Source organism: Streptomyces sp. NPDC050145 (assembly GCF_044460245.1).
GTDB lineage: Bacteria > Actinomycetota > Actinomycetes > Streptomycetales > Streptomycetaceae > Streptomyces.
In genome coordinates, this window is sequence record NZ_JBITJS010000023.1 from 50,781 (window position 1) to 77,349 (window position 26,569).

The 26,569-nt window shown below is 70.1% G+C and carries 29 protein-coding genes and 3 tRNA genes; 25 read left to right on the forward strand and 7 right to left on the reverse strand.

Annotated features, from left to right (window positions below; translation table 11 throughout):
- Positions 1–512 precede the first annotated feature (512 nt).
- The 5 genes from ACIBTU_RS34735 to ACIBTU_RS34755 all read left to right on the forward strand — a co-directional run bounded on the left by ACIBTU_RS34735 (position 513) and on the right by ACIBTU_RS34755 (position 4,790).
- Positions 513–899, forward strand: a complete 387-nt coding sequence (locus tag ACIBTU_RS34735; RefSeq protein ID WP_399130682.1) for a GntR family transcriptional regulator — start codon at positions 513–515, stop codon at positions 897–899.
- Between the two features lie 129 nt (positions 900–1,028).
- On the forward strand, positions 1,029–2,213 hold the full coding sequence (locus ACIBTU_RS34740) for a hypothetical protein (protein ID WP_399130683.1): 1,185 nt from the start codon (positions 1,029–1,031) through the stop codon (positions 2,211–2,213).
- A 17-nt stretch (positions 2,214–2,230) separates the two neighbouring features.
- A complete protein-coding gene (locus ACIBTU_RS34745) occupies positions 2,231–2,938 on the forward strand; it encodes a creatininase family protein (RefSeq protein WP_399130684.1) in 708 nt (235 codons plus the stop codon).
- A gap of 171 nt (positions 2,939–3,109) precedes the next feature.
- Positions 3,110–3,958, forward strand: a complete 849-nt coding sequence (locus ACIBTU_RS34750) for a ParB N-terminal domain-containing protein (protein ID WP_399130685.1) — start codon at positions 3,110–3,112, stop codon at positions 3,956–3,958.
- Entirely contained in the window at positions 3,951–4,790 is an 840-nt protein-coding gene (locus tag ACIBTU_RS34755) for a DUF6551 family protein (protein WP_399130686.1), read from the forward strand. The genes ACIBTU_RS34750 and ACIBTU_RS34755 overlap by 8 nt, the downstream gene beginning before the upstream one ends.
- A 232-nt stretch (positions 4,791–5,022) precedes the next feature.
- Here ACIBTU_RS34755 and ACIBTU_RS34760 read toward each other — a convergent pair whose 3' ends face one another.
- The gene (locus ACIBTU_RS34760; protein ID WP_399130687.1) at positions 5,023–6,321 is read right to left on the reverse strand and encodes an MFS transporter; all 1,299 of its coding nucleotides are present in this window, start codon (positions 6,319–6,321) and stop codon (positions 5,023–5,025) included.
- Positions 6,322–6,516: 195 nt separating this feature from the next.
- On the opposite strand from ACIBTU_RS34760, the gene ACIBTU_RS34765 reads away from it, so the two are divergent.
- A complete protein-coding gene (locus ACIBTU_RS34765) occupies positions 6,517–7,392 on the forward strand; it encodes a winged helix-turn-helix transcriptional regulator (RefSeq protein WP_399130688.1) in 876 nt (291 codons plus the stop codon).
- 25 nt (positions 7,393–7,417) lie between these two features.
- On the opposite strand, the gene ACIBTU_RS34770 is transcribed toward ACIBTU_RS34765, so the two are convergent.
- Positions 7,418–8,143, reverse strand: coding sequence for a nucleotidyltransferase domain-containing protein (locus ACIBTU_RS34770; RefSeq protein WP_399130689.1), 726 nt, complete (start codon positions 8,141–8,143; stop codon positions 7,418–7,420).
- Positions 8,144–8,293: 150 nt separating this feature from the next.
- Between ACIBTU_RS34770 and ACIBTU_RS34775 the strand changes: the two genes are divergently transcribed.
- The gene (locus ACIBTU_RS34775) at positions 8,294–8,539 is read left to right on the forward strand and encodes a hypothetical protein (RefSeq protein WP_399130690.1); all 246 of its coding nucleotides are present in this window, start codon (positions 8,294–8,296) and stop codon (positions 8,537–8,539) included.
- 44 nt (positions 8,540–8,583) lie between these two features.
- On the opposite strand, the gene ACIBTU_RS34780 is transcribed toward ACIBTU_RS34775, so the two are convergent.
- Complete coding sequence (locus ACIBTU_RS34780; protein WP_399130691.1) at positions 8,584–9,240, reverse strand: SDR family oxidoreductase; 657 nt, start codon at positions 9,238–9,240, stop codon at positions 8,584–8,586.
- Positions 9,241–9,338: 98 nt separating this feature from the next.
- A complete protein-coding gene (locus tag ACIBTU_RS34785) occupies positions 9,339–10,598 on the reverse strand; it encodes an amidohydrolase family protein (RefSeq protein ID WP_399130692.1) in 1,260 nt (419 codons plus the stop codon).
- A 264-nt stretch (positions 10,599–10,862) separates the two neighbouring features.
- On the opposite strand from ACIBTU_RS34785, the gene ACIBTU_RS34790 reads away from it, so the two are divergent.
- The 10 genes from ACIBTU_RS34790 to ACIBTU_RS34835 all read left to right on the forward strand — a co-directional run bounded on the left by ACIBTU_RS34790 (position 10,863) and on the right by ACIBTU_RS34835 (position 17,642).
- A tRNA-Thr gene (locus tag ACIBTU_RS34790) sits at positions 10,863–10,935 on the forward strand.
- 34 nt (positions 10,936–10,969) lie between these two features.
- Positions 10,970–11,042, forward strand: a tRNA-Met gene (locus tag ACIBTU_RS34795).
- 89 nt (positions 11,043–11,131) lie between these two features.
- Positions 11,132–11,296: a 50S ribosomal protein L33 gene (gene rpmG, locus ACIBTU_RS34800; protein ID WP_003948671.1), complete on the forward strand. Its 165-nt coding sequence runs from the start codon at positions 11,132–11,134 to the stop codon at positions 11,294–11,296.
- Positions 11,297–11,410: 114 nt separating this feature from the next.
- Positions 11,411–11,863, forward strand: a complete 453-nt coding sequence (locus ACIBTU_RS34805; protein ID WP_399130693.1) for a MaoC family dehydratase N-terminal domain-containing protein — start codon at positions 11,411–11,413, stop codon at positions 11,861–11,863.
- Between the two features lie 5 nt (positions 11,864–11,868).
- Positions 11,869–12,297 (forward strand): MaoC family dehydratase, encoded by a 429-nt coding sequence (locus tag ACIBTU_RS34810; RefSeq protein ID WP_399130694.1) that lies wholly within the window; start codon positions 11,869–11,871, stop codon positions 12,295–12,297.
- Between the two features lie 161 nt (positions 12,298–12,458).
- Positions 12,459–13,010 (forward strand): TetR/AcrR family transcriptional regulator, encoded by a 552-nt coding sequence (locus tag ACIBTU_RS34815; protein WP_399130695.1) that lies wholly within the window; start codon positions 12,459–12,461, stop codon positions 13,008–13,010.
- A 102-nt stretch (positions 13,011–13,112) separates the two neighbouring features.
- Positions 13,113–14,576, forward strand: coding sequence for a DHA2 family efflux MFS transporter permease subunit (locus tag ACIBTU_RS34820; RefSeq protein ID WP_399130696.1), 1,464 nt, complete (start codon positions 13,113–13,115; stop codon positions 14,574–14,576).
- 53 nt (positions 14,577–14,629) lie between these two features.
- Complete coding sequence (locus ACIBTU_RS34825; protein ID WP_399130697.1) at positions 14,630–15,010, forward strand: DUF3291 domain-containing protein; 381 nt, start codon at positions 14,630–14,632, stop codon at positions 15,008–15,010.
- Positions 15,011–15,078: 68 nt separating this feature from the next.
- Positions 15,079–16,134, forward strand: coding sequence for a UDP-N-acetylmuramate dehydrogenase (locus ACIBTU_RS34830; RefSeq protein ID WP_399130698.1), 1,056 nt, complete (start codon positions 15,079–15,081; stop codon positions 16,132–16,134).
- A 92-nt stretch (positions 16,135–16,226) separates the two neighbouring features.
- Positions 16,227–17,642, forward strand: a complete 1,416-nt coding sequence (locus ACIBTU_RS34835) for a tetratricopeptide repeat protein (protein WP_399130699.1) — start codon at positions 16,227–16,229, stop codon at positions 17,640–17,642.
- On the opposite strand, the gene ACIBTU_RS34840 is transcribed toward ACIBTU_RS34835, so the two are convergent.
- Positions 17,639–18,271 carry an NAD(P)-dependent oxidoreductase gene (locus ACIBTU_RS34840; RefSeq protein ID WP_399130700.1) on the reverse strand — a complete coding sequence of 211 codons (633 nt, stop codon included), beginning with the start codon at positions 18,269–18,271 and terminating at the stop codon, positions 17,639–17,641. The two genes, ACIBTU_RS34835 and ACIBTU_RS34840, sit on opposite strands and share 4 nt — an antisense overlap.
- Before the next feature lie 124 nt (positions 18,272–18,395).
- On the opposite strand from ACIBTU_RS34840, the gene ACIBTU_RS34845 reads away from it, so the two are divergent.
- Complete coding sequence (locus ACIBTU_RS34845) at positions 18,396–19,010, forward strand: TetR/AcrR family transcriptional regulator (RefSeq protein ID WP_399130701.1); 615 nt, start codon at positions 18,396–18,398, stop codon at positions 19,008–19,010.
- A gap of 52 nt (positions 19,011–19,062) precedes the next feature.
- On the opposite strand, the gene ACIBTU_RS34850 is transcribed toward ACIBTU_RS34845, so the two are convergent.
- Complete coding sequence (locus ACIBTU_RS34850) at positions 19,063–20,085, reverse strand: adenosine deaminase (protein WP_399130703.1); 1,023 nt, start codon at positions 20,083–20,085, stop codon at positions 19,063–19,065.
- A gap of 137 nt (positions 20,086–20,222) precedes the next feature.
- Positions 20,223–21,461 (reverse strand): pyridoxal phosphate-dependent aminotransferase, encoded by a 1,239-nt coding sequence (locus tag ACIBTU_RS34855; RefSeq protein ID WP_399130704.1) that lies wholly within the window; start codon positions 21,459–21,461, stop codon positions 20,223–20,225.
- A gap of 202 nt (positions 21,462–21,663) precedes the next feature.
- On the opposite strand from ACIBTU_RS34855, the gene ACIBTU_RS34860 reads away from it, so the two are divergent.
- The 7 genes from ACIBTU_RS34860 (at position 21,664) to ACIBTU_RS34890 (ending at position 26,425) form a co-directional block, all read left to right on the forward strand.
- A tRNA-Trp gene (locus tag ACIBTU_RS34860) sits at positions 21,664–21,736 on the forward strand.
- A gap of 107 nt (positions 21,737–21,843) precedes the next feature.
- Entirely contained in the window at positions 21,844–22,131 is a 288-nt protein-coding gene (secE, locus tag ACIBTU_RS34865) for a preprotein translocase subunit SecE (RefSeq protein WP_399130705.1), read from the forward strand.
- Positions 22,132–22,208: 77 nt separating this feature from the next.
- Positions 22,209–23,096, forward strand: a complete 888-nt coding sequence (gene nusG / locus ACIBTU_RS34870) for a transcription termination/antitermination protein NusG (protein ID WP_399130706.1) — start codon at positions 22,209–22,211, stop codon at positions 23,094–23,096.
- Between the two features lie 195 nt (positions 23,097–23,291).
- Positions 23,292–23,726, forward strand: a complete 435-nt coding sequence (gene rplK / locus ACIBTU_RS34875) for a 50S ribosomal protein L11 (RefSeq protein WP_016645192.1) — start codon at positions 23,292–23,294, stop codon at positions 23,724–23,726.
- 82 nt (positions 23,727–23,808) lie between these two features.
- Complete coding sequence (rplA, locus tag ACIBTU_RS34880; protein ID WP_399130707.1) at positions 23,809–24,540, forward strand: 50S ribosomal protein L1; 732 nt, start codon at positions 23,809–23,811, stop codon at positions 24,538–24,540.
- 112 nt (positions 24,541–24,652) lie between these two features.
- Positions 24,653–25,351 (forward strand): hypothetical protein, encoded by a 699-nt coding sequence (locus tag ACIBTU_RS34885; protein WP_399130708.1) that lies wholly within the window; start codon positions 24,653–24,655, stop codon positions 25,349–25,351.
- A gap of 114 nt (positions 25,352–25,465) precedes the next feature.
- Positions 25,466–26,425: a hypothetical protein gene (locus ACIBTU_RS34890; RefSeq protein ID WP_399130710.1), complete on the forward strand. Its 960-nt coding sequence runs from the start codon at positions 25,466–25,468 to the stop codon at positions 26,423–26,425.
- Positions 26,426–26,569 lie beyond the last annotated feature (144 nt).

Here is a 26,569-nt window from a genome sequence, read left to right on the forward strand (position 1 = left end):
TGGCAACGGCCCGAACAGCGGCCCCGGTGTTCGAGCACCGGGGCCGCACGCCGTTGAAGTCGGTGAATCCGGCTCCCCTCGGCGCCGCTCGTACGAGACGAGCAGCGGAGGCAACCGGCCGCCGCGACAAACACGGCGGAAGGGTTGAGGTACGCGGAGGCCGAAGCCGCCGAAGGTGCTGCGGATGTCAGATCACGCGATGCCGTCACCGCCCCGAAGGACGGATCAGGGCAGGTCACCCGGCCCGACATGGGCGGTCGGGATGGTGACCCGCACCCATCGACCGCACCTGTTCATGCGGCTGGGTCGGCACTCTGTTGAGTTGATGCAGCGCATGCTCCGGGCCGTGCATCCGGGCGCTGTTCGCGCAGGTCAAGCAGCAGTGCATGCAGCGGATCGGCCCCTTCGGGCTTCCTGCTGGCACGTAACAGCATGTACTAGTACGTGACATCGCGCAAGAGGTCTGCGCGCAGAGAACGTGCTAGGTCGTGCTAGTGGGTACGCTCGATGGCGTGACGATCGCTGAGGACGACCCCAGACAGCCCTACGAGCAGGCAGCCGAGACCCTGCGGCGTGAGATCAGGGACGGAGTCATCAAGCCCGGCCACAAGGTCGGGTCGGTGAGGGATCTGGCGAGCCGCTTCGATATCTCGCCGACCACCGTGCAGAAGGCGCTCGGAGTCCTTCGGAGTGAGGGGCTCCTGACGACCACCGGGCGAGGCAACTACGCCCGAGACCCGAAGCAGGCTGTGCCTGTCGCTGGTCACCTGGACCAGGGCGGGAATCTCTCCGAAGTCCTGCGCCAACTCGAACATGTCACCTCCCAGCTCTCTGAGCTTCGCGGCCGGGTGGAGCGGTTGGAGGCGGCTCAGCCCGGTCGCGCTGACGAGAACCAGTAGGCCCGATCTCGCGCCCGTTGACAGTGGACAGGGGTTAACAGGGCTCCCGTGTTACCTGTTAACTCCCCACGTCAGCGACGCTGTTGGACAATCATGGGATTCCGCTGCACCGCTGACGTTGGGAACGCGATGAAGACCGAGTTGCAGGCCGCGCGCATCGCTCGTGGGTGGTCGCAGGCTGAGCTGATGGACGCGATGGAGGACACGGCCGCGCGGCTCGGAATCGAACTGCCCTCGCGGTCCAGCCTCAAGACCCAGGTGTCCATGTTTGAGAACGGGCGCAGGGTGCCGGGCCCGGAGTACCAGACGCTCTTCTGTGAGGTGTACGAGGAGACCCGGCAGCGGCTCGGCTTCGTCCTGGAGTCGGCGCCCTCCCAGCTCGACGCGCTACCGAAGTTGCCGAGCCCGAAGGGGCCTGCGCCCACGGCTTCGCCGGAAGTCCTCGGCTATCTCAAGTCGGTGTTTGTACAGCACGCTCAAGCCGAGCCGCTCGTCGGCCCGCGGTTCCTCGTCCCCGCCGTCCAGAGCCAGGTTCCACTAATCGAGCAGCTCTGTGCGGACGCCGGCGGCCCAGCGAGGAGCGAGGTTCTCCGTGTGGGACTGCGCTACGCGGAGTTCCTGGGCTGGCTCTACCAGGACTCCGGGGACTCACGGGAAGCGATGCTGTGGACGAACAGGGCTCTCGACTACGCGTACGAACTTGATGATCCAACGCTGTTGGCGTACGTCATGCATCGACGCGCGAACATCGCGACGGAGGCCGGGCGTGCTGGCTACGCGCACGGCCTGATCAACGGCGCGCTGAACTTCTCCGGCAGGATCCCGAGCCAGATCGAAGCCGTCGCTTTACGGGCGCGAGCGAATGCCCACGCCGCACTCGGAAATGAGGTCGAGACTGCCCGGGCGCTCGATCAGGCTCGGGCCATGGCTTCCCGGGAGCCTGACGACGATGACGGCCTCGCGCCGTACGTCTCCGTCGCCTATATCGACATGGAAGCGGCCAACTGCGCCATCGCGCTCAATCGCCCCGAGGGTGCGGTGAAAACACTTGAGGAGAGCCTCACGCGGTGGCCGGCCCATCAGCAGCGCGACCGTGGACTTTGCCTTGCGAGGCTGGCCACGGCGTACGCCCAGGCCGAAGACCTGGAAGGCGCGGTCAATGCGGCCACGCAGGCCGTGAGCATCGCCCAGGCCACAGGGTCAGCTCGGATCTTGGCAGAGCTGACCCGACTGCAAACGCACCTGGAACCCTTCCGGAAGCTCGTGGAGATTGCGGAGCTGAACCGGGCCGTGGGCAGTATGAAGGGGAACTGACCAGTTGAAGGAGAGCCGTGAACCTGCTTCCCACGATCACCACCACTGACGTTCAGGAACAGGAGCCCCGAGTCGCCGTCCTCCCGATCGGTTCCTACGAGCAGCACGGCGCCTACCTGCCGCTCATCACAGACACGGCCATCGCGTGCATCATCGCCCGCGAAGTCGCCGCGGCCTACCCCGTTCTCCAGCTCCCGCCCGTGACGATCGCGTGCAGCCACGAGCACGGCACGTGGGCCGGCACGGTCAGCGTCAGCGCCCGGACGCTTCACGCGATGGTCACCGACATCGCCGACTCGCTCGAAGCCCAGGGCATCCGCAAGCTGGTGCTCATCAACGCCCACGGTGGCAACTACGTGCTGTCGAACATCGTCCAGGAGGCGAACCTCACCGAGCCGCGGATGACGCTCTTCCCGCAGGGGCGCGAGTGGAACCGTGCCCGCGAGCGCGCCGGCCTCGTGTCCAACGCCCACGACGACATGCACGCGGGGGAGATCGAGACGTCCATCCTGCTCCACGCGGAACCGGAGTTGGTGCGTGAGGGCTACGAGAACGCGGACCACGACGGTGGCGAGCGCCCGTTCCTGCTGACGCACGGCATGAAGGCGTACACCGAGACGGGTGTCATCGGATTCCCGTCGTACGCCACAGCGGAGAAGGGGCAGACCGTTCTGACGAGCCTGACCGAAGACTTTGCGAACCATCTGAAGGCTCTGGGGGAGTAGCCGAGGGCCTCCGCGTAGCATCTTTTTGTCTTTTTTTCGACGTCTCCGAATGTCGCAATCCTAGTACCGCTTTCAACGCCTGGGTGGCGCTTTTTTGCCAAATACGCGGTGTGATGCATAACCTCCCGTCGCAGGCGAGTGGGGCTCGCTTGTGGAGACCTGGGAGCGATTTTGCAGGCTACGACAATCCCGATTCGTGATATTCAGACTAAGTATCCGGTGCGCGAGTCTGTGACTCCGATCGGTGAACTCAAACACTCAATGGGTCGAGTGGGGATGCGGGTCCCTCCGATCGTCAACCCCGCCAATTTCGAGATCATCAGCGGAGAGCGGCGAGTTAGGGCGTATCGACAGTTGCGCCTCGGCTCGACTATCCGCGTCTTCTTTCCTGCGGATGTCGCTGAGGCGCGCCGCGAGCTTGGGGATCATGCCATGGATCCCGCATCCCAGGAATGTGCGCTCCCGATGGCGCCGCGAGAGAAGGTTAATTTGGCGTCGCGGCTCGCGGAACTTCCGAGCCCTTCTGATGTTCCGCGACGGACTTTTTCGCCTTTGTCTATCGTGGCCGAGGCGATTGGCCTGACCTCTGAGACACTTCGGTGCGTCAATTTGACAATCGAGAAGTGTAAAGAGGGGGAGCTGAATCTCATGCCGGAAGCCAGCCGCGCGAGGGAGGCGCTTTCGCTCATGCTTAACGTGCTGGCCGAAGGGCGAGGTGTGCGCGATAGCGAAGCGCGCGTAAAGCAGCTCTTCGATGCCTTGGAGCAGTCATGTGGGGCGGTAGGTGGCGGGCCAGCGCCGAAGTCGTTGCGCAGGTCGATGCACCCAAGCATGCGCAAGGGGCGGTTGGAGGAATTCAAGCGAGGGCTGAGTCAGGTTTCAGGTGGCGTTGAAGGGCTTCTGATCGGGCTCCCCGGATGCATTCCGGATGCTGACCGATCCTTTATCGAGCGAGAAATCAAAGGTACCAGGAGGAGCTTGGGGCTCCTCCTGAAAGAATTGGAGTCTCCCCATGGTTAGTGTTGTTGTTGCTTCGCAGATTGAGTTGCTGGCCCCTGATGTTGTCGGTACGGACCCTAGGGTGAATACGCGGCCTGTCGACAAAAGTTGGGTGGCGCGAAAGTTTAAGGAAGGCTTCGACGAGAGGCGTCTTGGTATCCCGCAGGTTTCAGCCCGTGAGGATGGGACTTTCATCTGGGTTGACGGGCAGAATCGAGGGGCGCTTTGCAAGATGGCGGGACGCGGGGCCGTTAAGGTCAGGATGAAGGTATTTCATGGCCTCAGTCTGGCGGAAGAGGCAGAGCTATTCTTGGGGCTCAACGATAATCGCCGTGTTCTTCCCCTGTACAAGTTCTTGGCTGAGGTTACGGCAGGGCGTCCAGAATCTCTGGAAATCACTCGAATTGCCGAAAAGTTCGGCTGGAAGGTTTCTGACTCCAAGGGGAACAGTATTGCGGCTGTTTCTGCCCTGACGGCCATTTACCGATCTTCGCCTCGCCCCGGGCGGACGTTGGAGACTGTGCTGCAACTGGTTACCGATGCATGGGGGCATGCCCCGGATGGCGTCAATGCCCAGGTACTTTTGGGGATCGCCTCATTCATCAATGACTGTCCGGCCATCAGCGAGGGCTCTCTCAGGAAGAAGCTGGCGCAGTACGAGGGCGGACCTTCACTGATCCTCGGTAAGGGGCGGGGATTCCGAGCGACCACCGGGTGCACCGTCCAAGCGGGTGTGGACCAGGTTGTTAGGGGGATCTACAACGCCAGCCGTCGAAACGGGCGTGTGCCTACTTGGGGTGCGCCGGCGCCCCGCGGCGCCGGTCAGGATGAGCAGATGCGCATGCTTGTCTGACGTCTTGGGGCGAACCTGTCTCGCCCGTAAATCCCCCAGGTGTCCCCCAGGTGCGGGGCTGGTGGGCAAAGTGGCAGGTGAGAGAGGCGGGACGGAGCCCGCTGTAAATCTGCCGGCTCAGCCTTCCCAGGTTCGAATCCTGGCGCCGCCACAGGTTGGGTGAAGCCCCCTCCGGATTCCGGAGGGGGCTTCTTCATGTCCGGGGCCCGGGTGGGCCCCGGACCCGGCGGGATCAGGCCAGGTCGCGGTGGCGGCCCACCGGGCTGGCGAGCAGGTAGAGGCCGGGGAGCAGGGCCGCCGCGCAGACCGCCCACAGGGCCGCGTGCGTGCCCGCCAGCGTGGCGAGCAGGCCCGCGGTGAGGGCGCCGAGCGGCAGGGCGCCCCAGGAGACGAAGCGGACCGTGGCCATGACCCGGGAGAGCAGCTCGGGCGGGGACTGGGTCTGGCGGTAGGTGCGGGTGGTGATGGAGCCGATCGCGCTGCCGAAGGAGAAGCCCGCCATGGCGAGCCCGAACCAGAAGGCGCTGGACGCCGACGTGGTCAGCGGGGCGAGGAGCAGCAGCGCGCCGCCCGCGAGGTCGGCCACGATGACGCCGCGCGCGGTGCCCAGGCGCCGGGTCACCCGTACGGCGACCGCGGAGCCGGCGAGCGCCCCGACGCCGTCCATGGCGAGGACCAGGCCGAGCTGGGCGGAGTTGAGCCCGGCCTCGCGCACCAGGTAGAGCGGGGTGAGTGCGAGGAGGGCCGCGTTGAGGAAGTTCGCGGCCGTCGCCCAGAACATGCAGGGGCCCATCACCGGGTGCCGCAGCACGTACCGCAGGCCCTCGCGCATGAGGCGCAGCGCGCCCGCGCCCGGCGGCGGGGCGACGGGCCTGCGCTCGGGCAGGGTGCGCAGCAGGACGGCCGAGGCCAGGTAGCTGCCCGCGTCCACGACGAGCGCCCCCACCGGACCGGTGGCCTGCACGAGGAGGCCGCCGATGGACGGGCCGCCGGTGTCGGTGACGGCGTGGGTGCCGGACATCAGGCTGTTGCGCGCGGCGAGCTGCTCGGTGGGCACGACGGCGGGCAGGAACGTCGAGTTGCCGATGTCGAACAGCACGGTCGCCGCGCCCGTGACCAGCGCCGCGCCCAGCAGGTGCGCGTACGTCAGGTGGTCGAGCCACCAGGCGAGCGGCAGCGATCCGAGGGCCACGAACCGTACGAGGTCGAGGGCGACCTGGAGGCGGCGCAGCGGGACCCGCTGGGCGATCACGCCCGCCGGGAGGCTGAGCAGCAGCCAGGAGACCTGTCCGGCGGCGGCCAGCAGCGCCGCCTCGAAGGCCGAGACGTGCAGCACGGTGAGGGCGACCAGCGGCAGCGCGAGCGCGGTGACGGCGGTGCCGCCGTTGCTGATGGTGGCGGCGGTCCAGTAGCGCCAGAAGGTGCCCGCCGATGAGGCCGGGGGAGGGGTGGTCGGCGGGGCCGGGCTCGGGGCGTCCGCCCCGGCTCTGTCCTCCGGCTTCGTGGCCTGCTCGGTCTTCGCCTCGCTCATGCGGTGCATCCCCCGTGGGTTCACTTGTGAGTGTGTGCGTGCGTGGGTTCCTTTTGGGAACTCACTCGTTAGGGTTAGTTCCTATCGGGAACTCACTGCATGGCGCAAGATGGTTCCGGCGAACGGAGCGAACGCGACGGGCGGGACGAGCGTCACGGGCGTCACGGGCGAAGGAAGGAAGGGTGAGCGGGGGTCATGGTCAGGTCGGTGCCCGAGCGGGACGCCGCGTGCGCGATCGCGCAGGCCGCCGCCGTCGTCGGCGACTGGTGGAGCCTGCTCCTGGTCCGCGAGACCGCCCGCGGGCACCACCGCTTCGACGCCCTCCAGGAGGAGTTGGGCATCTCCCGCAAGGTCCTCGCCGAACGCCTCGCCCAGCTCGTCGACGCCGACGTCCTGGAGAAGATCCCCTATCAGAGCGGCCCCGTCCGCTACGAGTACCGGCTGACCGGCAGCGGACGCGGCCTGCTGCCCGTGCTGCTGTCGATGCAGGACTGGGCCGACCGCTGGGTCTTCGGCGACGGCTCGCTCAGCGGCACCGCCGACGAGGAGAGCGAGCAGGCGCGGCGCGTCGCGTCCCTGGTGGGGGAGGAGCTGCCCGTCCTGGAACTGCCGGGCCACCGCGACGGCGCACCGCTCGACCCGCTCGCGCCCGGCGCCGCCGCCACCGTCCTGTTCTGCTACCCCGCGACCGGCCGCCCGAGCCCCCTCCCGGACGGCTGGGGCGACATCCCCGGCACGGTCGGCTGCACCCTGGAGAACCGCCTCTTCCGGGACCGCTACGAGGAGTTCCGCGCGGCCGGGGCCGAGGTGCGCGGCGTGAGCACCCAACGCCCGGACGAACAACGGGTGTTCGCGGTCGAGGAGGGCATCCCGTTCACCCTCCTCTCGGACGTCGACCTGCGCCTCGCCGCGGCCCTGCGCCTGCCCGTGTTCCGCGCCGGCCAGGCCCTGCGCCTCAAGCGCGCCGTCCTCGTCGTGGACCGCGACCGCGTCGTCCGCCACGCCCGTTTCCCGGTCACCGACATCCCGGCGGCGGTCGACGAGTCCCTCGCGGTCGTACGAGGCCTCTGACGGACTCGGCGCCGCCCTTGGGGGTTCATCGCCGCCCCTCCACGTACCCCTCCCGCAGCTCCCCGCCGACCAGTTCGAGCACCGCCCGCGCCGCCTCGGCCAACGGGCCGGGGTCACCCGTCTCGGCGACCGCGCGGTGCCCCGCGAGCAGCGCCCCGCCGCGCTCCGGGTCCGCCGTGAGCAGCCGACGCGGCAGCCAACGCCCGATCCCCGTCCAGGCGTTGTGCCACGCGGTCAGCAGATGTGCTGTTTCCCGCAGCGCGGCGTCGGCGACCGCCAGCTGCTCGGAGCGGGCCTCGCGCGGAGTGTCGTACAGGTCGTCGAGCCAGCAGGTCAGCACATAGCGGGAGCGCTCGCGCTGGGCCTCGGTGAGCGGCAGCGGGCCCGCCGCGAGGACCTGGCCGGCACGTTCCCTCATCCGGGCGACCTCGCCGTGCGGATCGGCCAGCACGACGCCCTCGTCGTAGAGGAACAGGACCGTCCCGCGCCGCACGGCCCGGTCCTCCTCGAAGAACCGCTCCAGGTCCGGGCCCGCGTGCAGGAACAGCTCCGCGAGCCGCCCCTCGTGCCGGATCACCTCGCGCCGCGCCGGTGCGCCGTCGGGCAGCAGGACCGCCACGTCCAGATCGCTGGTCCCGCGCGCCGTGCCCCGGGCCGCGGACCCGCCCAGCACGGCGCCCCGCGCCTGCGGAAAGCGGTCGGCCACGAGCCGTCGCGCCTGCTCGGTCAGTGCCTTCACGAGATCGTCCATGCGACACGGGTCTACCGGCGCGGGACCGGCGGGGTCCAGCGCTTTGCGCCCCGCCGCGCCTCCGGCCGTCAGCCCCGCCGCGCGCCCGCTTGCCCGCCCGGTCGCGCACTCCGGTGTGTGCCCGCGCCGATCACGACGCAGACTGAACCCATGCCGACCATGCCGACCAGGTCCTCAGTGCCCACCGTGTCCCGCCGCCGCAGCTGCCCCGAGTGCCGCCGTGACATCGCCGTCGTCGGCGGCAGGTTCGCCCGTCACGACCCGCCCGGGGCCCGCGAGGCGGGCGAGCTCGTCTCCTGCCCGGGATCACGTCTCCCGGCCCAACTGGGCGCCGTCCAGGACACGCTCGACGGCTACACGGTCCCGCACGTCCCGGGACAGCTACCGCTGTTCTGAGAGCACGTCAGACTCCGTACTGGATAAGGCGGTTGGTGCCCGCCTCAGTTCCCCGCGACGGACTTCACGGCCACCGTGACCGGCGTCGAACCCGACACCAGCTCCAGCGTCAGGCCGGCCGTGGCGGTCGACTCCACGAGCTCCGCGAGGACCGCCGCCACGTCGTCGCGCGGCACCGGCCCACGCCCCGTGGACGCCTCCAGACGGACCAGGCCCTTGCCGGCGTCGTCCGTGAGCTGCCCGGGCCGCAGGACCGTCCAGTCCAGGCCTGTACGGCGGCGCACGTCGTCGTCCGCCGCGCCCTTCGCCCGCAGGTACACGTCGAAGATGCCGTCGCCCTTGTGGGCCGCGTCCGCGCCCATCGACGACACCACGACGTACCGGCGCACCTTGGCCCGCTCCGCCGCGTCGGCGAACAGCACGGCCGCGTCTCGGTCCACCGTGTCCTTGCGGGCGGCGTCGCTGCCCGGGCCCGCGCCCGCCGCGAAGACGGCCGCGTCCGCGCCCTGCAGATGCGCCGCGACCTCCTCGACGGACGCCGACTCCAGGTCGCACAGCACGGGCTCCGCGCCCGCCTCCCGCAGATCGTCGCCCTGCTCGGGCCTGCGGATGATGCCCGCCACCTCGTCCCCGCGCGCGGAGAGCAACCGCTCGAGCCGCAGCGCGATCTGACCATGTCCACCTGCGATGACAATGCGCATGCCTTCGACCGTACGCCGGGAGCGGGAGGTTGACCGGGCAACCATGTGGGCGGCGCCCTGAAGGGTGACGGGCCGCCAACTACGGGCGCCACCGGCCGCTACGCGGGTCCGCCGCTCCCGTAGTTGGCGGCCCGCCCCTGGCGCGGCAGGTCGAGGGCGACCGCCGCCGCCGAGTCGCAGTACTCGCGCACCGCACTGGTCCGGGCCACCACCCGCCCCCGGTGGATCACGAGCCGGCTGTACGCGAGCGAGAGCGCCCCCGCCAGCCGCTCCCCCCGCACCGCGAGCAGCTCCGCCGGAAAACCGGCCTCCACGCGCACCTCGGGCAGCCCGAGCGCGGCCCTCGCCCCCGAACTCACCGCCTCGTACGCCTCCTCGGGCCGCAGCCCGTACCGGGAGGCGAGCAGGTAGGCGGCCTCCAGAGGGTCGCCCCGGCCCACCGGGTTCGACACGTCGCGCAGCGCCCCGCTGCCCGCCGCCACCCGCACCCCGGCCGCCCGCAGCAGCCGCACCGGAGCGACCCCGAGCCCGTCCACCCCGGCGCAGCCGCCCTGCGGCAGGCACGTCACGGTGACGCCGGCCGCCGCGAGCCGGTCCGCCGCCCGCCGGGCCGCCTCCCCGGGCAGCCGCGCGAGCCCGCCGAGAGGGCCGACCGTGACGCCGGTGCGCAGCCCGCCGGCCGCCGCCGCGAGCCGTTCGAGGCGGGCCGGATCGGCGCCCTCGGTGTGCAGGTCGACCGGGCAGCCGTGCTCCGCCGCGACCTCCAGGACCGCCTCCACGTAGCCGGTCGGGTCGGGGTCCAGATCGGGGCAGCCGCCCACCACGGAGGCGCCCATCTTGAGCGCGTCCCGCACCATGGCGAGGCCGTTGGCGCCGGCGACCCCGGTGAGCAGCCGCGGCATCGCCACGGCCCGCAGATCGGCGAGCCCGACCAGTGAACGCCGCGCCTGGAGCACCGCCTCCATGGAGCCGAGCCCCTCCATGTCGCCGAGCCGCACATGGGAGCGCACCGCCGTGGCCCCGTGCCCGAGTTGGAGCAGCGTCGCCTCCGTGGCCCGGCGCTGCACCTCCTCGGGGTCGTGCGAGACGGGCCCCTCGCCGTCCGCGGACAGTGCGGTGTCGCTGTGGGCGTGCGGCTCCGCGGGGGCGGGCAGCAGGAGATAGCCGGAGAGGTCCACGCGCGCGCCGCGCGCGATGAGGCTGCCGGCCGTGCCGACCGCCTCGATGCGTCCGCCGCCCAGCCGTACGTCCACGCTCCTGCCGTCGGTGAGCCGGGCGCCGCTGAGGAGCAGCCCGGAGCCTTCGGGCGCGACGTCGGGAGAACCGGGCGAGGGCGGTGGCTGGGGGCTGTCGGGCATCACGCTCCAGGGGCTCGTCGAGGGGGCTCGTGGCGCGGACCGGCGGCGCGCGGGGCGCACAGCAAGATCACGCAGAGAGGGTCGACTCTAGGGCGGCCGCGGGCGCGCTTCGGGGAACGCGGAAAAAGTCGTACTGATGGGGTCCGAAGGGCCCGGTGGGGCGCGCGGGACCGGGCCGGGAAGCGGTCGGGCTCTTCCCGTGCGGGGGGTCGGCGAAACGGATTTGGGCGATCGGCGCGCAACCGTGTAATGTCTTCCTCGCTCGCCCCAATAGCTCAGTCGGTAGAGCGTCTCCATGGTAAGGAGAAGGTCTGCGGTTCGATTCCGCATTGGGGCTCTGGTACTCATCTCGTTCGCAAGGTGAGCATCAAAGCGGTGTAGCTCAGTCGGTAGAGCAAGCGGCTCATAATCGCTGTGTCACCGGTTCAAGTCCGGTCACCGCTACTGACAGTAGCCGATTGTAGGGTCGGTCCTTCGATCGGCTACTCTTCTATGCGTTCAACCATCTATCCCGTCCGTCAAGGAGCACTCACGTGGCTGCCACCGACGTCCGCCCGAAGATCACGCTGGCCTGCGTGGAGTGCAAGGAGCGGAACTACATCACCAAGAAGAACCGGCGTAACAACCCGGACCGTCTTGAGATGAAGAAGCACTGCCCGCGTTGCAACGCGCACACCGCGCACCGTGAAACGCGATAACTCAGGCTCGTACACGAGGCCGTCCCCTCCTGAGGGGGCGGCCTCGCGTCGTTTCACCGGCCTGCGTCCACCCAGGCCCTCCATCCGTCGTTACACCCAGGAGGTACCGAGTCCATGGCGCTCGACCAGTCCTTCGTGGGGCGGACCTACCCGCCCACCGCCCCGTACGAGGTCGGCCGGGAGAAGATCCGCGAGTTCGCGGAGGCGGTGGGGGACGCGAACCCCGCCTACGTCGACCGTGAGGCCGCGCAGGCGCTCGGTCACGCCGACGTGATCGCCCCGCCGACCTTTGTGTTCGCCATCACGTTCAAGGCGGCCGGTGAGGTCGTCCACGACCCGGAGCTGGGGCTCGACTACAGCCGCGTCGTGCACGGTGACCAGAAGTTCGCCTACACGCGCCCTGTGCGCGCGGGCGACCGGCTGAGCGTCACCTCCACCATCGAGGGCATCAAGTCCCTCGCGGGCAACGACATCGTGGACGTCCGCGGCGAGGTCCACGACGAGGCCGGCGAGCACGTCGTGACCGCCTGGACCAAGCTCGTCTCGCGCGCCGCAGAGGAGGCCTGATCGCCATGGCGACGACCGTCAAGTACGCCGACGTCGAGGTCGGCACCGAACTCCCCGCGCAGACGTTCCCCGTGACGCGCGCCACGCTCGTCCAGTACGCGGGCGCCTCCGGCGACTTCAACCCGATCCACTGGAACGAGAAGTTCGCGGTCGAGGTCGGCCTGCCGGACGTGATCGCGCACGGCATGTTCACCATGGCCGAGGCGATCCGTGTGGTCACCGACTGGACCGGCGACCCGGCGGCCGTCGTCGAGTACGGCGTGCGCTTCACCAAGCCGGTCGTCGTGCCCAACGACGACAAGGGCGCCGAGGTCCAGGTCAGCGCCAAGGTCGCGGCCAAGCTCGACGACAACCGGGTGCGCGTCGACCTCCTCGCCACCAGCGCGGGCCAGAAGGTCCTCGGGATGTCGCGCGCGGTGGTCCAGCTCGTCTGACCTGCGGCTTCGCGTCCCTGTAGACGCAGGTAAGGGGCACTCTCCATGGGGGAGTGCCCCTTACGCGTACCCAGGCGCAATGCCGGACGCGATCCGGGACGCCCACCCTGCCGTCCCGTACCCGTTGACTTAGATAGTGATTGGCCACTAACTTAGAACTCATGGCAAGGATGAGTGCGGAGGAGCGGCGCGAGAGCGTCGTGCGCGCGGCGATGAGCGAGTTCGCCCGCGGCGGCTACAACGGCACGTCCACCGAGGCGATCGCCAAGCGGGTGGGCGTCTCGCAGCCGTACCTCTTCCGTCTCTTCCCCGGGAAGCAGGCGATGTTCCTCGCGGCCGCGATGCGCTGCTGCGAGCGGACGATCGAGGTGTTCCGCGCGTCCTCCGAGGGGCTGGAGGGCGAAGCCGCCCACCAGGCCATGGGGGAGGCGTACCGGGCGCTGATCGCCGAGGACCCGGACGTCCTGCTGATGCAGATGCAGATGTACGTCGCCGTGGCCGCCTCCGAGGCCTCGGGGGACCGGGAGTTCGGTGACGCGCTGCGGGCCGGCTGGATGGAGATGTACGACACAGCCCGGCTGGCACTGGGTGCGGACCTCGGTGAGACGACCGAGTTCCTCGCCTACGGAATGCTGATCAACGTGCTGGTGTCGCTGGGGTTCGCGCCCGATCACCGGGTCTGGGCCGGTTTCGGTGACTCTCAGTGCATCTAGGGGCGCTTCTGTTCCCGTGAGGGCGGAGGAAAACATGAAGGCGCATTCTCATGACCGTGAAAGTTAGTCATCAATAACTAACCTGAAAGCGCTGGGGGAAGCATGTCACAGGGAACGCACGCACCGGAGAAGGAAACACCGAGCCGCGCGGGAGCCGTCTGGGCCCTCGTCATCACCAGCGTCGCCGGATTCATGGCGGCCCTCGACAACCTCGTCGTCACCACCGCCCTGCCGTCTATCCGCGCGGACCTCGGCGGCGCCCTGGACGACCTCGAATGGACGGTCAGCGCCTACACGCTCACCTTCGCCGTCCTGCTCATGACCGGCGCGGCCCTCGGCGACCGGTTCGGCCGCCGCCGGCTCTTCCTCGTCGGCCTCACCATCTTCACCGGCGCCTCCGCCGCGGCGGCCCTGGCCCCCGGCATCGACTCCCTGATCGCCGCCCGCGCCGTCCAGGGCGTCGGCGCCGCCATCATGATGCCGCTCACCCTGACCCTGCTCACGGCCGCCGTGCCCGCCGCCAAGCGCGGCATGGTCTACGGGATCTGGGGCGCCGTCAACGGCCTCGCCGTCGCCTCCGGGCCGCTCATCGGCGGCAGCCTCACCGAGCACGTCTCCTGGCACTGGATCTTCTGGCTGAACGTGCCGCTGGGCCTCGCCCTGCTGCCGCTCGCCCGGCTGCGCCTCGCCGAGTCCCACGGAACCGGCGCCCCGCTCGACCTCGTCGGCACCCTGCTCGCCAGCGGCGGCCTCTTCGGCATCGTCTACGGGCTCGTCCGCGCCCCCGTCGTCGGCTGGACCGACACCCTCGTCCTGACCGGGCTCTTCGCCGGAACGGCACTGCTCTGCGCCTTCGTGCGGCACGGCATCAGCAGCAGGAACCCCATGCTCCCCATGCGGCTCTTCCGCTCCCGCGCCTTCTCGGGCATCAACGCCGCGAGCCTGCTCATGTTCCTCGGGATGTTCGGCTCGATCTTCCTGCTCAGCCAGTTCATGCAGGGCGTCCTCGGCTACTCGCCGACCCAGGCGGGCCTGCGGATGCTGCCCTGGACCGGCATGCCGATGCTCGTCGCCCCCGTCGCCGGGATCCTCTCCGACCGCATCGGCGGCCGCCCGGTCGTCGCCGCCGGCCTCTTCCTCCAGGCCGTCGGGCTCGGCTGGTTCGCCTCCGTCGCCACCGTCGACGTCTCGTACGCGGCCCAGCTGCCCGCCCTGATCGTCAGCGGCGTCGGCATGGCCCTGTACTTCGCCCCCGCCGCCAACCTGGTCATGTCCAGCGTCCACCAGGACGAGCAGGGCATCGCCTCCGGCGCCAACAACGCGCTGCGCGAGGTCGGCGGAGCGCTCGGCATCGCCGTCATGTCCTCGATCTTCTCGGCGCAGGGCGGCTACGACTCCGCACAGCACTTCGTGGACGGCATCGAACCCGCGCTGTGGGTCGGCGCGGCCGTCGTCGCCCTGGCCGGTGTCGCCGCCCTGTGCATCCCGAAGGCGTCGCGCACTACGGCCGCAGTCCAGGACGGCAAGGGCGACCAGGAAGCGGACCGCGTCCTGGAGAAGGTCTGACCGTCCCGACCCCCGTCACCGGCCCCTGCACAGCGAACGAGAAGGAGCACGTCGTGCCGACCCTCCCCTGGACCGTTCCGAACACGCCGCCCACGCGCGCGGAGGCCACCGTCTTCGCCTCCCGCTTCGAGACCCGCACCCTGTGGGGCGCCCTGAAGTTCTTCCTCCGTACGCCGAGGATCTGGCGCCAGGTGAGCCGCGCGCCGGGCGCGTACGGCGCCACCCTGAAGGCGAAGCCCCTTCAGCGCACCTTCTGGACGCTGTCCGTCTGGGAGTCCCCCCAGGCACTCAAGGACTTCGCCGCCTCCGCACCGCACCGGCCGCTCGCCGACGGGCTCCGCGACCAGATGAAGGACGCCGAGTTCCTCACCTGGAAGGCGAGCACCGACGAACTCCCGCTCTCCTGGAAGGACGTCCTGCCGAGGTTCCGGTGACCGGCGTGGCACCCCCGGGCGACACGGCCCCGTCCATGCGGCGGGGCCGTTCTCGTACCCTTGGGCGCGTGCAGGAACTCCACGACGCCCCCCTCGCCCCCCTGACCACCTTCAGGCTCGGCGGGCCCGCCACCCGGCTGATCACCGCGACGACCGACGCAGAGGTGGTCGACGCCGTGCGCGCGGCCGACGCCGCGGGCACCCCGCTGCTGATCGTCGGCGGCGGCAGCAACCTCGTCATCGGCGACCAGGGCTTCGCGGGCACGGCCCTGCGCATCGCCACCCAGGGCTTCTCCCTGGACGGCACCCGCCTGGAGCTGGCCGCCGGCGAGGTGTGGACCGACGCCGTCGCCCGCACCGTCGAGGCCGGCCTCGCGGGCATCGAGTGCCTCGCCGGCATCCCCGGCTCCGCGGGCGCGACGCCGATCCAGAACGTGGGGGCGTACGGCCAGGAGGTCTCCTCCACGATCACCGAGGTCGTCGCCTACGACCGCGCCGCGGGCGAGACCGTCGTGATCCCGAACGAGGAGTGCGCCTTCTCGTACCGCCACAGCCGCTTCAAGGCCGAACCGGACCGCTACGTGGTCCTGCGCGTCCGCTTCGAGCTGGAGGACGCGGGCGGCATGAGCGCGCCGATCAAGTACCCCGAGACCGCCCGCACCCTCGGCGTCGAGGCCGGCGACCGCGTCCCGGCCGCCACCGCGCGGGAGACCGTCCTGAGGCTGCGCGCCGGCAAGGGCATGGTGCTCGACCCGGAGGACCACGACACGTGGTCGGCCGGCTCGTTCTTCACCAACCCGATCCTCACCGACCCCGAGTTCGCCGCCTTCCACGCGCGCGTGGCGGAGCGGCTCGGGCCGGACGCCAAGGCGCCCGCGTTCCCCGCCGGGGAGGGCCTGACCAAGACCTCCGCGGCCTGGCTGATCGATAAGGCGGGCTTCACCAAGGGCTACGGCACCGGCCCCGCCCGCATCTCCACCAAGCACACCCTCGCCCTCACCAACCGCGGCGAGGCCACCACCGAGGACCTCCTCGCGCTCGCCCGCGAGGTCGTCGCCGGCGTCCACGAGGCCTTCGGCGTGACCCTCGTCAACGAGCCGGTGACGGTCGGCGTGCGCCTCTGAGCTGGGCCTATCCCATTGACCGCAGGGACGGTCGCCCCTGATAGTGACGGCGTCGAGACACTCGGCGCACACATCAGGGGTGGGGACCACAGATGCAGGAGAACAGCGGGCAGTCCGTGCTGCCCGCACACGAGCGCGCCGAGCTGCTGCTGCGCGCGGGGGAGCTGAGACAGGCGCGGGAGGCCGCGCGGGCGGGCCTCGACCAGGAGGGGCCGCACGCCGGTCTCTACCTCGTCCTGGGCCGCGCGCACGCCGCCGAGGACGAGGACGACCACGACACGGAGGCCGAGCAGGCCTACCGCGCCGGGCTCGACGCCTTCCCCGACGACCTCGACCTGCTCGCCGCGTACGCCGAGTTCGGCCTCGCCGGCGACGTCATGGACCAGCCCGGCCGCCGCGCCCGGGGACAGCGGGCCGCCGACCGCCTGAACGAGCTCGCCCCGGATTCACCGCAGGCCGGGCGGCTGGCGGCCACAGGGCAGAGCGGCGCCGCGCGCCCCGCCTCCCAGGCCCACATCCAGCGCTACGACGTCAAGACCGCCCTGAACAGCGGCGTGGACCTCGCTGTCGCGGCCGCGCAGGCGAGGGAAGCCGCCGAGGCCTGGCCGCACGACCGGCGGCTCGCCGTGCGCGCCGAGACGCTCACCGCGCTGGAGCGCCCCTACGGCCACCTGAGCCTCGTCCGCGCGACCCTGCGCGCGCCGTACCGCACCGCGCTGATCATCTGCTCCCTCGTGTCCGCCTGGATGCTGGCCCTGCCGCTCCTGCACCTGCCCCTGGCCGCGGGACTGTGGGCGCTGCCCGCGCTGATCCCGGTACGGCTCGAACAGGCGCTGCTGCGGGGTGCGCGCAGGCGGGCCGAGCGGCGCATGCCCGCCGACACCGGACTGCCCGCGCCCGGCGCCCCGGCCGTGCCCCCGCCCACGCGCGGCGAGCGCACGATGCTGGCGCTCACCTTCGTGGTGGCGGTGTGCGCGATCAGCAGCGCGTTCACGTGGCAGTACGCGCGGGCGACGGACTACCCGCACTACAAGGCGGCCGTCCCGCGCACCTTCCAGGGGATGCCGCTGCGCCCCGACGCCCCGATGGCGGACGAGCTGGAGACGTACCTGGCCGGGACCACGCTCCCGCGCGGGGTGCAGTCGTTCTCGGGCGTCTACGGAGAGGGCGATCGCGACTCCGCCCGCGCCGTCGCCGTGGTGGGCGCGACCGGCGACCTCCATGCCGAGGACCCGGACGACCTGTACGCGGGGCTCGACGACCTCGGGTTCGCCGGACTCACCCTGCAGGACAGCTGGAGCGCGTCCCCGGGCCCGCTCGGCGGCCGGCTCGAGTGCTTCGTCCACGGGAACGGCACGGGGGCGCTCTCGATGTGCGCCTGGGTCGACAAGGGCAGCGTCGGCGTCGTCCTGGTCCCGGGCGAGACCGAGGGCCGGGACTCCCTGGCCCGCACCGCCCGCGCGCTCCGAAAGGCCGTCCTGCGCCCGCGGGCCGCCGAGGCCGTCTAGTACGCCACGCCCACGCCCTGCTTCACGGTCGCCGCGTCGTCGACGGCCGCGAGCATCGCGTGGGCCACGTCCGCCCGGCCCAGGAAGCGCCCCGAGCGGGGGAAGCCGCCGATGACCGTGCGATAAGCACCGGTGACCGGCTTGTCCTGGAGGCGGGGCGGGCGCACAGAGGTCCAGTCGGTCGCGCTGGCGGCCAGCTCCGCCTCCATGGCGGCCAGATCGACGTAGACGTCCTTCAGGACGCTGCCGACGATCTTCATGGCGATCCGGTCCGAGAGCGGTGAGTCCGCGGGCTGCGGACCGACCGGGCCCGCGCTCACCACCACCAGGCGCCGTGTGCCCTCGGCCTCCATCGCCGCCAGCACCGCGCGCGTGAGCCGCGCCGCGACCCCCGCGTCCGCCTTCCTGCGGGCACCGAGCCCGGAGAGCACCGCGTCCCGCCCGGCGACCGCGGGGCGCAGCGCCTCGGGATCGCGCAGGTCCGCGCGGAAGACCTCCAGGCGGTCACCGGTCACGGTGAACCGCGCCGGGTCCCGCACCACCGCAGTGACCTCGTGCCCGGCGGCGAGCGCCTGCCGGACGATCTCCTGTCCGACGCCGCCCGTCGCGCCGAAAACCGTGAGCTTCATGGGATGCCTCCAGTGCGCGTCACGTGCAAGATCCGAACGATCAGGTGGGTGAGTGTTCACTCACCCCCGTACCCACTAGAGTGGGTGAGCACTCACTCACCCGTCAAGCCTGGTTGGAATTCGCATGGACCAGAAGCCGGCCCGCGTCCGCATCGTCGACGCCGCTCACGACCTCATGCTGAGCATCGGCCTCGCCCGCACCACCACGAAGGCGATCGCCCAGGCCGCCGGCTGCTCCGAAGCCGCGCTCTACAAGTACTTCGCCAACAAGGAGGAGCTCTTCGTCACGGTGCTCCACGAACGCCTCCCGAAGCTCGGCTCCCTCCTGAGCCGGCTCACCGAGGGCGTCGCGAACCCCGACCGCACCGTCGAGGAGAACCTCACCGACATCGCGCGCGAAGCGGCCCTCTTCTACGAGGAGACGTTCCCGATGGCCGCGTCCCTGTATGCCGAGCCGCAGCTCAAGCGCCGCCACGAGGACATCCTGCGCGGCCTCGGCTCGGGCCCGCACAAGCCCATCCAGGGCCTCGACGCCTACCTGCGCGCCGAACAGGCCGCCGGACGCGTCAGTACCGCCGCCGACACGTACGCGGCCGCCTCGCTCCTCCTGGGCGCCTGCGCCCAGCGTGCCTTCGCCTACGACATGTCGCCCGACCGCAAGCCGCCGCAGTCCCTGGACGCCTTCGCCACGGGCCTGGCCCGCACCCTGCTCGGCGGGATCGCGCCCCTGAAGCCCTGAAGCCCTGAAGCCCTGAAGCCCTGAACGGTCCGGACCGACCCGGACCGGACGCTCAGCCGGTCAGCCAGGCGTCGATACCGTCCAGGAGCCGCCGCCTGACGTCCTCCGGCGCCGCCGAGCCCCGCACCGACTGCCGCGCCAGCTCGGCCAGTTCGGCGTCCGAGAAGTCGTGGTGGCGCCGCGCGATCTCGTACTGGGCGGCCAGCCGCGAGCCGAACAGCAGCGGGTCGTCCGCACCCAGCGCCATCGGCACCCCGGCCTCGAAGAGCGAGCGCAGCGGCACGTCCTCGGGCTTCTCGTAGACACCGAGCGCCACATTGGACGAGGGGCACACCTCGCAGGTCACCCCGCGGTCGGCGAGCCGCTTGAGCAGCCGCGGATCCTCGGCCGCCCGCACCCCGTGCCCGATCCGGGTGGCGTCCAGGTCGTCCAGGCAGTCCCGCACCGACGACGGGCCGGTCAGCTCGCCCCCGTGCGGCGCGGACAGCAGCCCGCCCTCGCGCGCGATGTGGAAGGCCCGGTCGAAGTCCCGCGCCATGCCGCGCCGCTCGTCGTTGGAGAGCCCGAAACCGACGATGCCCCGGTCCGAATACCGCACCGCGAGCCGCGCCAGCGTGCGGGCGTCCAGCGGGTGCTTCATCCGGTTCGCCGCGACCAGGACGCGCATCCCGAGCCCGGTGTCCCGCTGGGCCCGGTCGACCGCGTCCAGGATGACCTCGAGCGCCGGGATGAGGCCGCCCAGCCGCGGCGCGTACGAGGTCGGGTCGACCTGGATCTCCAGCCAGCCCGAGCCGTCCGCCAGGTCCTCCTCGGCGGCCTCGCGCACCAGACGCTGGATGTCCTCGGGCTCCCGCAGACAGGAACGCGCCGCGTCGTAGAGCCGCTGGAAGCGGAACCAGCCGCGCTCGTCCGTCGCCCGCAGCTTCGGCGGCTCCGCGCCGGTCAGCGCGTCGGGCAGCCGCACGCCGTACTTGTCGGCGAGCTCCAGCAGGGTCGTGGGCCGCATCGACCCGGTGAAGTGCAGGTGCAGATGGGCCTTCGGCAACTGACGTACATCACGTGCTACACGCTCCATCCAGTGATCCTGCCGCACACACCGGTCGTACCGGTAGCGCCTTTCCCCGTTCGGGGCCGACAGCGAACAAACAACCGGACGAACGAAGAAGCGGGCCGCCTCCAGGAGGAGACGGCCCGCCCTTGTGGACGCGCGGATCAGTCGCGCGCCTCGGCCAGCAGCTTCTGGATGCGCGAGACACCCTCGACGAGGTCCTCGTCGCCCAGCGCGTACGACAGACGCAGGTAACCCGGCGTGCCGAAGGCCTCGCCCGGAACCACGGCGACCTCGGCCTCCTCCAGGATGAGCGCGGCCAGCTCGACCGAGCTCTGCGGACGCTTGCCGCGGATCTCCTTGCCGAGCAGCCCCTTCACGGACGGGTACGCGTAGAACGCGCCCTCCGGCTCCGGGCAGACGAAGCCGTCGATCTCGTTGAGCATCCGCACGATCGTCTTGCGGCGCCGGTCGAAGGCCTCGCGCATCTTCTCGACGGCGGTCAGGTCGCCGGAGACGGCGGCGATGGCGGCGGCCTGCGCCACGTTCGACACGTTGGAGGTGGCGTGCGACTGGAGGTTCGTCGCGGCCTTCACCACGTCCTTCGGGCCGATGATCCACCCCACGCGCCAGCCGGTCATCGCGTACGTCTTGGCCACGCCGTTCACCACGATGCACTTGTCGCGCAGCTCGGGCAGGAGCGCCGGCAGGGACGTGAACTCCGCGTCCCCGTAGACCAGGTGCTCGTAGATCTCGTCCGTCATGACCCACAGGCCGTGCTCGAGCGCCCAGCGGCCGATGGCCTCGGCGTCCTCGCGGCTGTAGACCGCGCCCGTCGGGTTCGACGGCGACACGAAGAGGACGACCTTGGTCTTCTCCGTGCGGGCGGCCTCGAGCTGCTCCACCGACACGCGGTAGCCGGTCGTCTCGTCGGCGACGACCTCGACCGGGACACCGCCGGCGAGACGGATCGACTCCGGGTACGTCGTCCAGTACGGGGCCGGGACGATGACCTCGTCCCCCGGGTCGAGGATCGCGGCGAAGGCCTCGTAGATGGCCTGCTTGCCGCCGTTGGTGACCAGGATCTCCGCGGCCTCGGGCTCGTAGCCGGAGTCGCGCAGCGTCTTCGCGGCGATCGCGGCCTTGAGCTCGGGCAGGCCGCCGGCCGGCGTGTAGCGGTGGTACTTCGGGTTCTTGCAGGCCTCGACGGCCGCTTCGACGATGTAGTCCGGGGTGGGGAAGTCGGGCTCACCCGCGCCGAAGCCGATGACCGGACGCCCGGCGGCCTTGAGGGCCTTGGCCTTGGCGTCGACAGCGAGGGTCGCGGACTCGGAGATCGCGCCGATCCGGGCGGAGACCCGGCGCTCGGTGGGCGAGGACGAAGGAGTAGCAGCAGCGCTCATGAACCCATCGTTCCAGACCGGAAAGCCGCCCGGCACACGGGTTTCACGGACCGGACGATCAGCTGTTGATCCACTTCTCCTCCGTATCCGTTCGACGGAGGCCCTCGGAACACGTACACTCACTGCTCGTTGGCCTTCACCGGCCGCGCTTTCCGAGCACACACCGTGCAGTCGGAAGGATGCGGTACGTTGGGGGAAGCAAAGGGTCGTAGCTCAATTGGTAGAGCACTGGTCTCCAAAACCAGCGGTTGGGGGTTCAAGTCCCTCCGGCCCTGCTACACACTCCATCGCCAGGATGTGTGCGCATGTACGTACTGCAATGCACCGCCGTGCGGCTCAACCGGGCGCGGCACGGCCACGACCCGGAATCAGGTGAGGACGAGTGACGGACGCCGTGGGCTCCATCGACATGCCTGATGCCCAGGACGAGGTGCCGGAGTCCAAGAAGAAGGCCCGCAAGGGCGGCAAGCGCGGCAAGAAGGGCCCCTTCGGCCGCCTCGCTCTCTTCTACCGCCAGATCGTCGCGGAGCTCCGCAAGGTCGTCTGGCCGACTCGTAGTCAGCTCTCGACGTACACCACCGTGGTGATCGTGTTCGTCGTCATCATGATCGGTCTGGTCACCGTGATTGACTATGGGTTCAACCATCTCATCAAGTACATCTTCGGCTGAGCCGAAAGCGGAGGGCGCCGTGTCCGGCGCCCCTTTCGCGCGTTCCACCCCTATGTATCCAGGAAGAAGCAGCCACCGTGTCTGACCCGAACCTGAACGACGCCATCGAGTCGGCGGAGTCCGTGGAGGACCAGCTCGACATCGTCGAGGCGGCGGACTCCGAGGACCCGGACCAGGCCGAAGCTGCCGACATCGCCGCCGGCGAGCCCGCCGAGGAGGCCGCCCTCGAGATCGTCGAGGAAGCCACCGAGGACGAGGCCGCGGAGGACGAGACCGTCGAGGCCGAGGCCGACGAGGACGCCGCCGTCGAGGACGAGGCCGAGGAGTCCGAGGAGGAGCAGGCGCCGGTCGACCCGATCGCCGCCCTCCGCGACGAGCTCCGCGGTCTCCCGGGCGAGTGGTACGTGATCCACACCTACGCGGGCTACGAGAAGCGCGTGAAGGCGAACCTGGAGCAGCGTGCCGTCTCGCTGAACGTCGAGGACTTCATCTACCAGGCCGAGGTCCCCGAGGAAGAGATCGTCCAGATCAAGAACGGCGAGCGCAAGAACGTCCGGCAGAACAAGCTGCCCGGCTACGTGCTCGTCCGCATGGACCTGACGAACGAGTCCTGGGGCGTCGTCCGCAACACTCCGGGCGTCACCGGCTTCGTGGGCAACGCCTACGACCCGTACCCGCTGACCCTGGACGAGATCGTCAAGATGCTCGCCCCGGAGGCCGAGGAGAAGGCCGCCCGTGAGGCCGCCGAGGCCGAGGGCAAGCCGGCTCCGGCCCGCAAGGTCACCGTCGAGGTCCTGGACTTCGAGGTGGGCGACTCGGTCACCGTCACCGACGGCCCGTTCGCCACGCTGCAGGCCACGATCAACGAGATCAACGCCGACTCGAAGAAGGTCAAGGGCCTCGTCGAGATCTTCGGCCGCGAGACCCCGGTCGAGCTCAGCTTCGACCAGATCCAGAAGAACTAGCCAGAGCTAGCGCCTTCCGGACAAGCGCTTCCGAACAGGTCAGACCGGCTCCCAAAAGCCTGTCTGACCTGCTCGGTTTTTGGCCGCACATGGATACCCGTTATCGTTGTGCGGTATGCCTCCATCCGGATGATCCGGACGATCATCCCCAAGGTGGTGGCTGAACACTCTCACTAAGACCCGGAGAGAGAGCACATGCCTCCCAAGAAGAAGAAGGTCACGGGGCTCATCAAGCTCCAGATCCAGGCCGGCGCCGCCAACCCGGCTCCGCCGGTCGGCCCCGCGCTGGGCCAGCACGGCGTGAACATCATGGAGTTCTGCAAGGCCTACAACGCCGCGACCGAGTCGCAGCGCGGTTGGGTCATCCCGGTGGAGATCACGGTCTACGAGGACCGTTCCTTCACCTTCATCACCAAGACCCCGCCGGCCGCGAAGATGATCCTCAAGGCCGCTGGTGTCGAGAAGGGCTCTGGCGAGCCGCACAAGACCAAGGTCGCCAAGATCACCGAGGCGCAGGTCCGCGAGATCGCCACCACGAAGATGCCCGACCTCAACGCCAATGACCTGGACGCCGCGTCCAAGATCATCGCCGGCACCGCCCGTTCCATGGGCATCACGGTCGAGGGCTGACCTCACCCCCCGTAAGCAGTAGAACACCGTGGCAGGGCCTGCTCGGCCCACACCACGACTCCTCAGACACACAGGAGCAGTAGTGAGCAAGCGCAGCAAGACTCTCCGCGCTGCGGACGCCAAGATCGACCGGGACAAGCTCTACGCCCCGCTCGAGGCCGTCCGTCTCGCCAAGGAGACCTCCGCGACGAAGTTCGACGGCACCGTCGAGGTCGCCTTCCGCCTGGGCGTTGACCCGCGCAAGGCCGACCAGATGGTCCGTGGCACCGTGAATCTCCCGCACGGCACCGGCAAGACCGCCCGGGTCCTGGTCTTCGCGACCGGTGACCGTGCTGCGGCCGCGGAGGCCGCCGGCGCCGACATCGTCGGCTCCGACGAGCTCATCGACGAGATCTCCAAGGGCCAGCGCCTGAACGAGTTCGACGCCGTCGTCGCCACGCCGGACCTCATGGGCAAGGTCGGCCGCCTCGGCCGCGTGCTCGGTCCCCGTGGCCTCATGCCGAACCCGAAGACCGGCACCGTGACCCCGGACGTGGCCAAGGCCGTGAACGAGATCAAGGGCGGCAAGATCGAGTTCCGCGTCGACAAGCACTCGAACCTGCACTTCATCATCGGCAAGGCGTCCTTCGACGACACCAAGCTGGTGGAGAACTACGGCGCGGCCCTGGACGAGATCCTTCGTCTGAAGCCGTCCGCCGCCAAGGGTCGCTACATCAAGAAGGCCGCCATCGCCACCACGATGGGCCCCGGCATTCAGGTCGACCCGAACCGCACCAAGAACCTCCTCGTCGAGGAGGACCCGGCCGCGGTCTGAGCCTCCCCGGAGACTCGCTGAAGTCGGCGACGGGCCCCGCACCTTCCCAGGTGCGGGGCCCGTTCCTCTTTTCCGGCCCGCACGGACCGGTGCTGCGCTAGCGTCGCCCCTGATGAGACACGGACGGGCGGTCGCGCTGGCCGCCGCGGGCGCCCTGCTCGCGGGCTGCGGTGCCGGGCACGAAGGACACGACGGACGGGACCGCCAGGGCGTGCCTCAGGCCCTGCGGACGGCCCGCGCGAAGGTCGCGGCGGCGGGCTCGGCCCGGATCGAGGCCACGACGGACACCGGCGACCGGCTGCGCACCCGCAGCAGCGGCGCCCTGCGCTGGTCCGGCGGCGTCGAAGGCACCCTCACCGTCCGCGTCACCGGCGGCGAACTGGCCGCCTCCACGCGCGCGTTGGGCGGCGACCCGTCCCAGACACGCTTCCTGCCGGACGCGTACTACACCCGTATGAGTGAACGCTTCGCTCGGCTCCAGGACGGCCGGCACTGGATCCGGCACGCCTACGACGCGCAGAGCGACCTGGGCCCGGCCGACTGCCTGAAGACGCTCGCCGGGGCGGGGGACACCCACCGGGTGGGCCAGGAGACCGTGCGCGGCGTCCGCACCACGCACTACCGGGGCACCGCGGGGGAGCAGCGTGTCGACGTGTGGATCGACGCCCGGGACCTGCTGGTGCGGCGCACACAGCGCGCGGGCGACTTCCGCAGCACCGTCCACTACCGGGACTACGGGGCCCGTGCGCGGGCCGAGCGGCCGCCCGGGCGCGACATCGTGGACCTCGCGGACGTGCGCGCCGAGGGCTGACCGGGTGGGGGAACGCCGGACCGGTTATTCACGGAGCGCTGTCGGAGGGGTCGGATATCGTGCGGCACATACACGGGTTCAGTTCAGACACGTGTTCAAAGGGGTGGGATTGAGATGACTGTTGCCGTACGACGCGCGCTCGGCGCCGCCACCGTCACCGCGCTGCTCTGCGCCGGGGCCGTGGCCTGCGACGAGGGTTCCGAGAAGAGCGGTTCGGCCTCGGACGCGGGCACCAGGTCGCAGTCCCGGGTGACGCAGGCCCTGACGGCCGCGTTCAAGAAGACCGAGGCCGCGAAGTCGGCCAAGGTCGAGATGACGATGAAGACGCCGGCGGGCCTCGACGGCGGCGGCACCATGAAGCTCTCCGGCACGATGGGCTGGGACCCGACCGTCATGGATATGACGATGACGGGCTCGGCCCTCGGCGCCGGCGATCCGGACGCGCCGGAGAAGGTGCGCATGGTGTGGCAGGACGACGTGATGTACATGGACATGGGCGCCGAGGCGACCAAGGACATGGGCATGATGGACGGCAAGCGCTGGATGAAGATGGACCTCGGCGCCATGGCCGAGAAGTCCGGCGACGGGCAGCTGATGCGCCAGATGACCGGCAGCCTGGACAGCATGAACCAGGACCCGGCGCAGCAGATCGCCGTCCTGCTCTCCTCGCCGAACCTGAAGCACCTGGGCGCGGCCACGGTCGACGGCGTGAAGACGCAGCACTACAAGGGCAAGCTCACCGTCGACGAGATGGCGGAGAAGAACGACTCGCTGAAGGCCCTCAGCAAGTCCGAGCGCGACCAGCTCCTGAAGAGCGTCAAGAAGTCCGGCATCAAGGGCTACGACACCGAGCTGTGGGTCAACGAGGACGACCTCCCGGTCCGGATCGACGTCACGATGAACACGCCGCAGGGCGCGGTCGTGATCAACGAGTCCTTCTCCGACTACGGATCGGCCGTGAAGGTCGAGGTGCCGCCCGCGGACCAGACCTTCGACATCATGGAGATGCTGAAGACGATCGGTCAGGGGGCCGGTGACGCCGGGTCCGCCACCGGTACCGACGGCGACGTCTGAGCGGATTTGCTCGGGACGCCCCCTTCACGTAATCTTCCACAGAAGCCAAAGACCGCTGGTCGTCGCTGTGCTCTCGTCAGAGGGTGCGGTGGCCGAAGGATCCGCTGAAACTGCGGACGACCCGCGTAGGTGACTGTGGAAGTG

What these genes read in the sequence shown, in the direction of transcription:
- ACIBTU_RS34740 (WP_399130683.1), top strand. Translation starts at nt 1,029, where the DNA reads ATGAAGACCGAGTTGCAGGCCGCGCGCATCGCTCGTGGGTGGTCGCAG.
- ACIBTU_RS34755 (WP_399130686.1), top strand. Translation starts at nt 3,951, where the DNA reads ATGGTTAGTGTTGTTGTTGCTTCGCAGATTGAGTTGCTGGCCCCTGAT.
- ACIBTU_RS34760 (WP_399130687.1), bottom strand. Translation starts at nt 6,321, where the DNA reads ATGAGCGAGGCGAAGACCGAGCAGGCCACGAAGCCGGAGGACAGAGCC.
- ACIBTU_RS34765 (WP_399130688.1), top strand. Translation starts at nt 6,517, where the DNA reads ATGGTCAGGTCGGTGCCCGAGCGGGACGCCGCGTGCGCGATCGCGCAG.
- ACIBTU_RS34770 (WP_399130689.1), bottom strand. Translation starts at nt 8,143, where the DNA reads ATGGACGATCTCGTGAAGGCACTGACCGAGCAGGCGCGACGGCTCGTG.
- ACIBTU_RS34775 (WP_399130690.1), top strand. Translation starts at nt 8,294, where the DNA reads ATGCCGACCATGCCGACCAGGTCCTCAGTGCCCACCGTGTCCCGCCGC.
- ACIBTU_RS34780 (WP_399130691.1), bottom strand. Translation starts at nt 9,240, where the DNA reads ATGCGCATTGTCATCGCAGGTGGACATGGTCAGATCGCGCTGCGGCTC.
- ACIBTU_RS34785 (WP_399130692.1), bottom strand. Translation starts at nt 10,598, where the DNA reads ATGCCCGACAGCCCCCAGCCACCGCCCTCGCCCGGTTCTCCCGACGTC.
- ACIBTU_RS34805 (WP_399130693.1), top strand. Translation starts at nt 11,411, where the DNA reads ATGGCGCTCGACCAGTCCTTCGTGGGGCGGACCTACCCGCCCACCGCC.
- ACIBTU_RS34810 (WP_399130694.1), top strand. Translation starts at nt 11,869, where the DNA reads ATGGCGACGACCGTCAAGTACGCCGACGTCGAGGTCGGCACCGAACTC.
- ACIBTU_RS34815 (WP_399130695.1), top strand. Translation starts at nt 12,459, where the DNA reads ATGGCAAGGATGAGTGCGGAGGAGCGGCGCGAGAGCGTCGTGCGCGCG.
- ACIBTU_RS34820 (WP_399130696.1), top strand. Translation starts at nt 13,113, where the DNA reads ATGTCACAGGGAACGCACGCACCGGAGAAGGAAACACCGAGCCGCGCG.
- ACIBTU_RS34835 (WP_399130699.1), top strand. Translation starts at nt 16,227, where the DNA reads ATGCAGGAGAACAGCGGGCAGTCCGTGCTGCCCGCACACGAGCGCGCC.
- ACIBTU_RS34840 (WP_399130700.1), bottom strand. Translation starts at nt 18,271, where the DNA reads ATGAAGCTCACGGTTTTCGGCGCGACGGGCGGCGTCGGACAGGAGATC.
- ACIBTU_RS34845 (WP_399130701.1), top strand. Translation starts at nt 18,396, where the DNA reads ATGGACCAGAAGCCGGCCCGCGTCCGCATCGTCGACGCCGCTCACGAC.
- ACIBTU_RS34850 (WP_399130703.1), bottom strand. Translation starts at nt 20,085, where the DNA reads ATGGAGCGTGTAGCACGTGATGTACGTCAGTTGCCGAAGGCCCATCTG.
- ACIBTU_RS34855 (WP_399130704.1), bottom strand. Translation starts at nt 21,461, where the DNA reads ATGAGCGCTGCTGCTACTCCTTCGTCCTCGCCCACCGAGCGCCGGGTC.
- rplK (WP_016645192.1), top strand. Translation starts at nt 23,292, where the DNA reads ATGCCTCCCAAGAAGAAGAAGGTCACGGGGCTCATCAAGCTCCAGATC.
- ACIBTU_RS34885 (WP_399130708.1), top strand. Translation starts at nt 24,653, where the DNA reads ATGAGACACGGACGGGCGGTCGCGCTGGCCGCCGCGGGCGCCCTGCTC.
- ACIBTU_RS34890 (WP_399130710.1), top strand. Translation starts at nt 25,466, where the DNA reads ATGACTGTTGCCGTACGACGCGCGCTCGGCGCCGCCACCGTCACCGCG.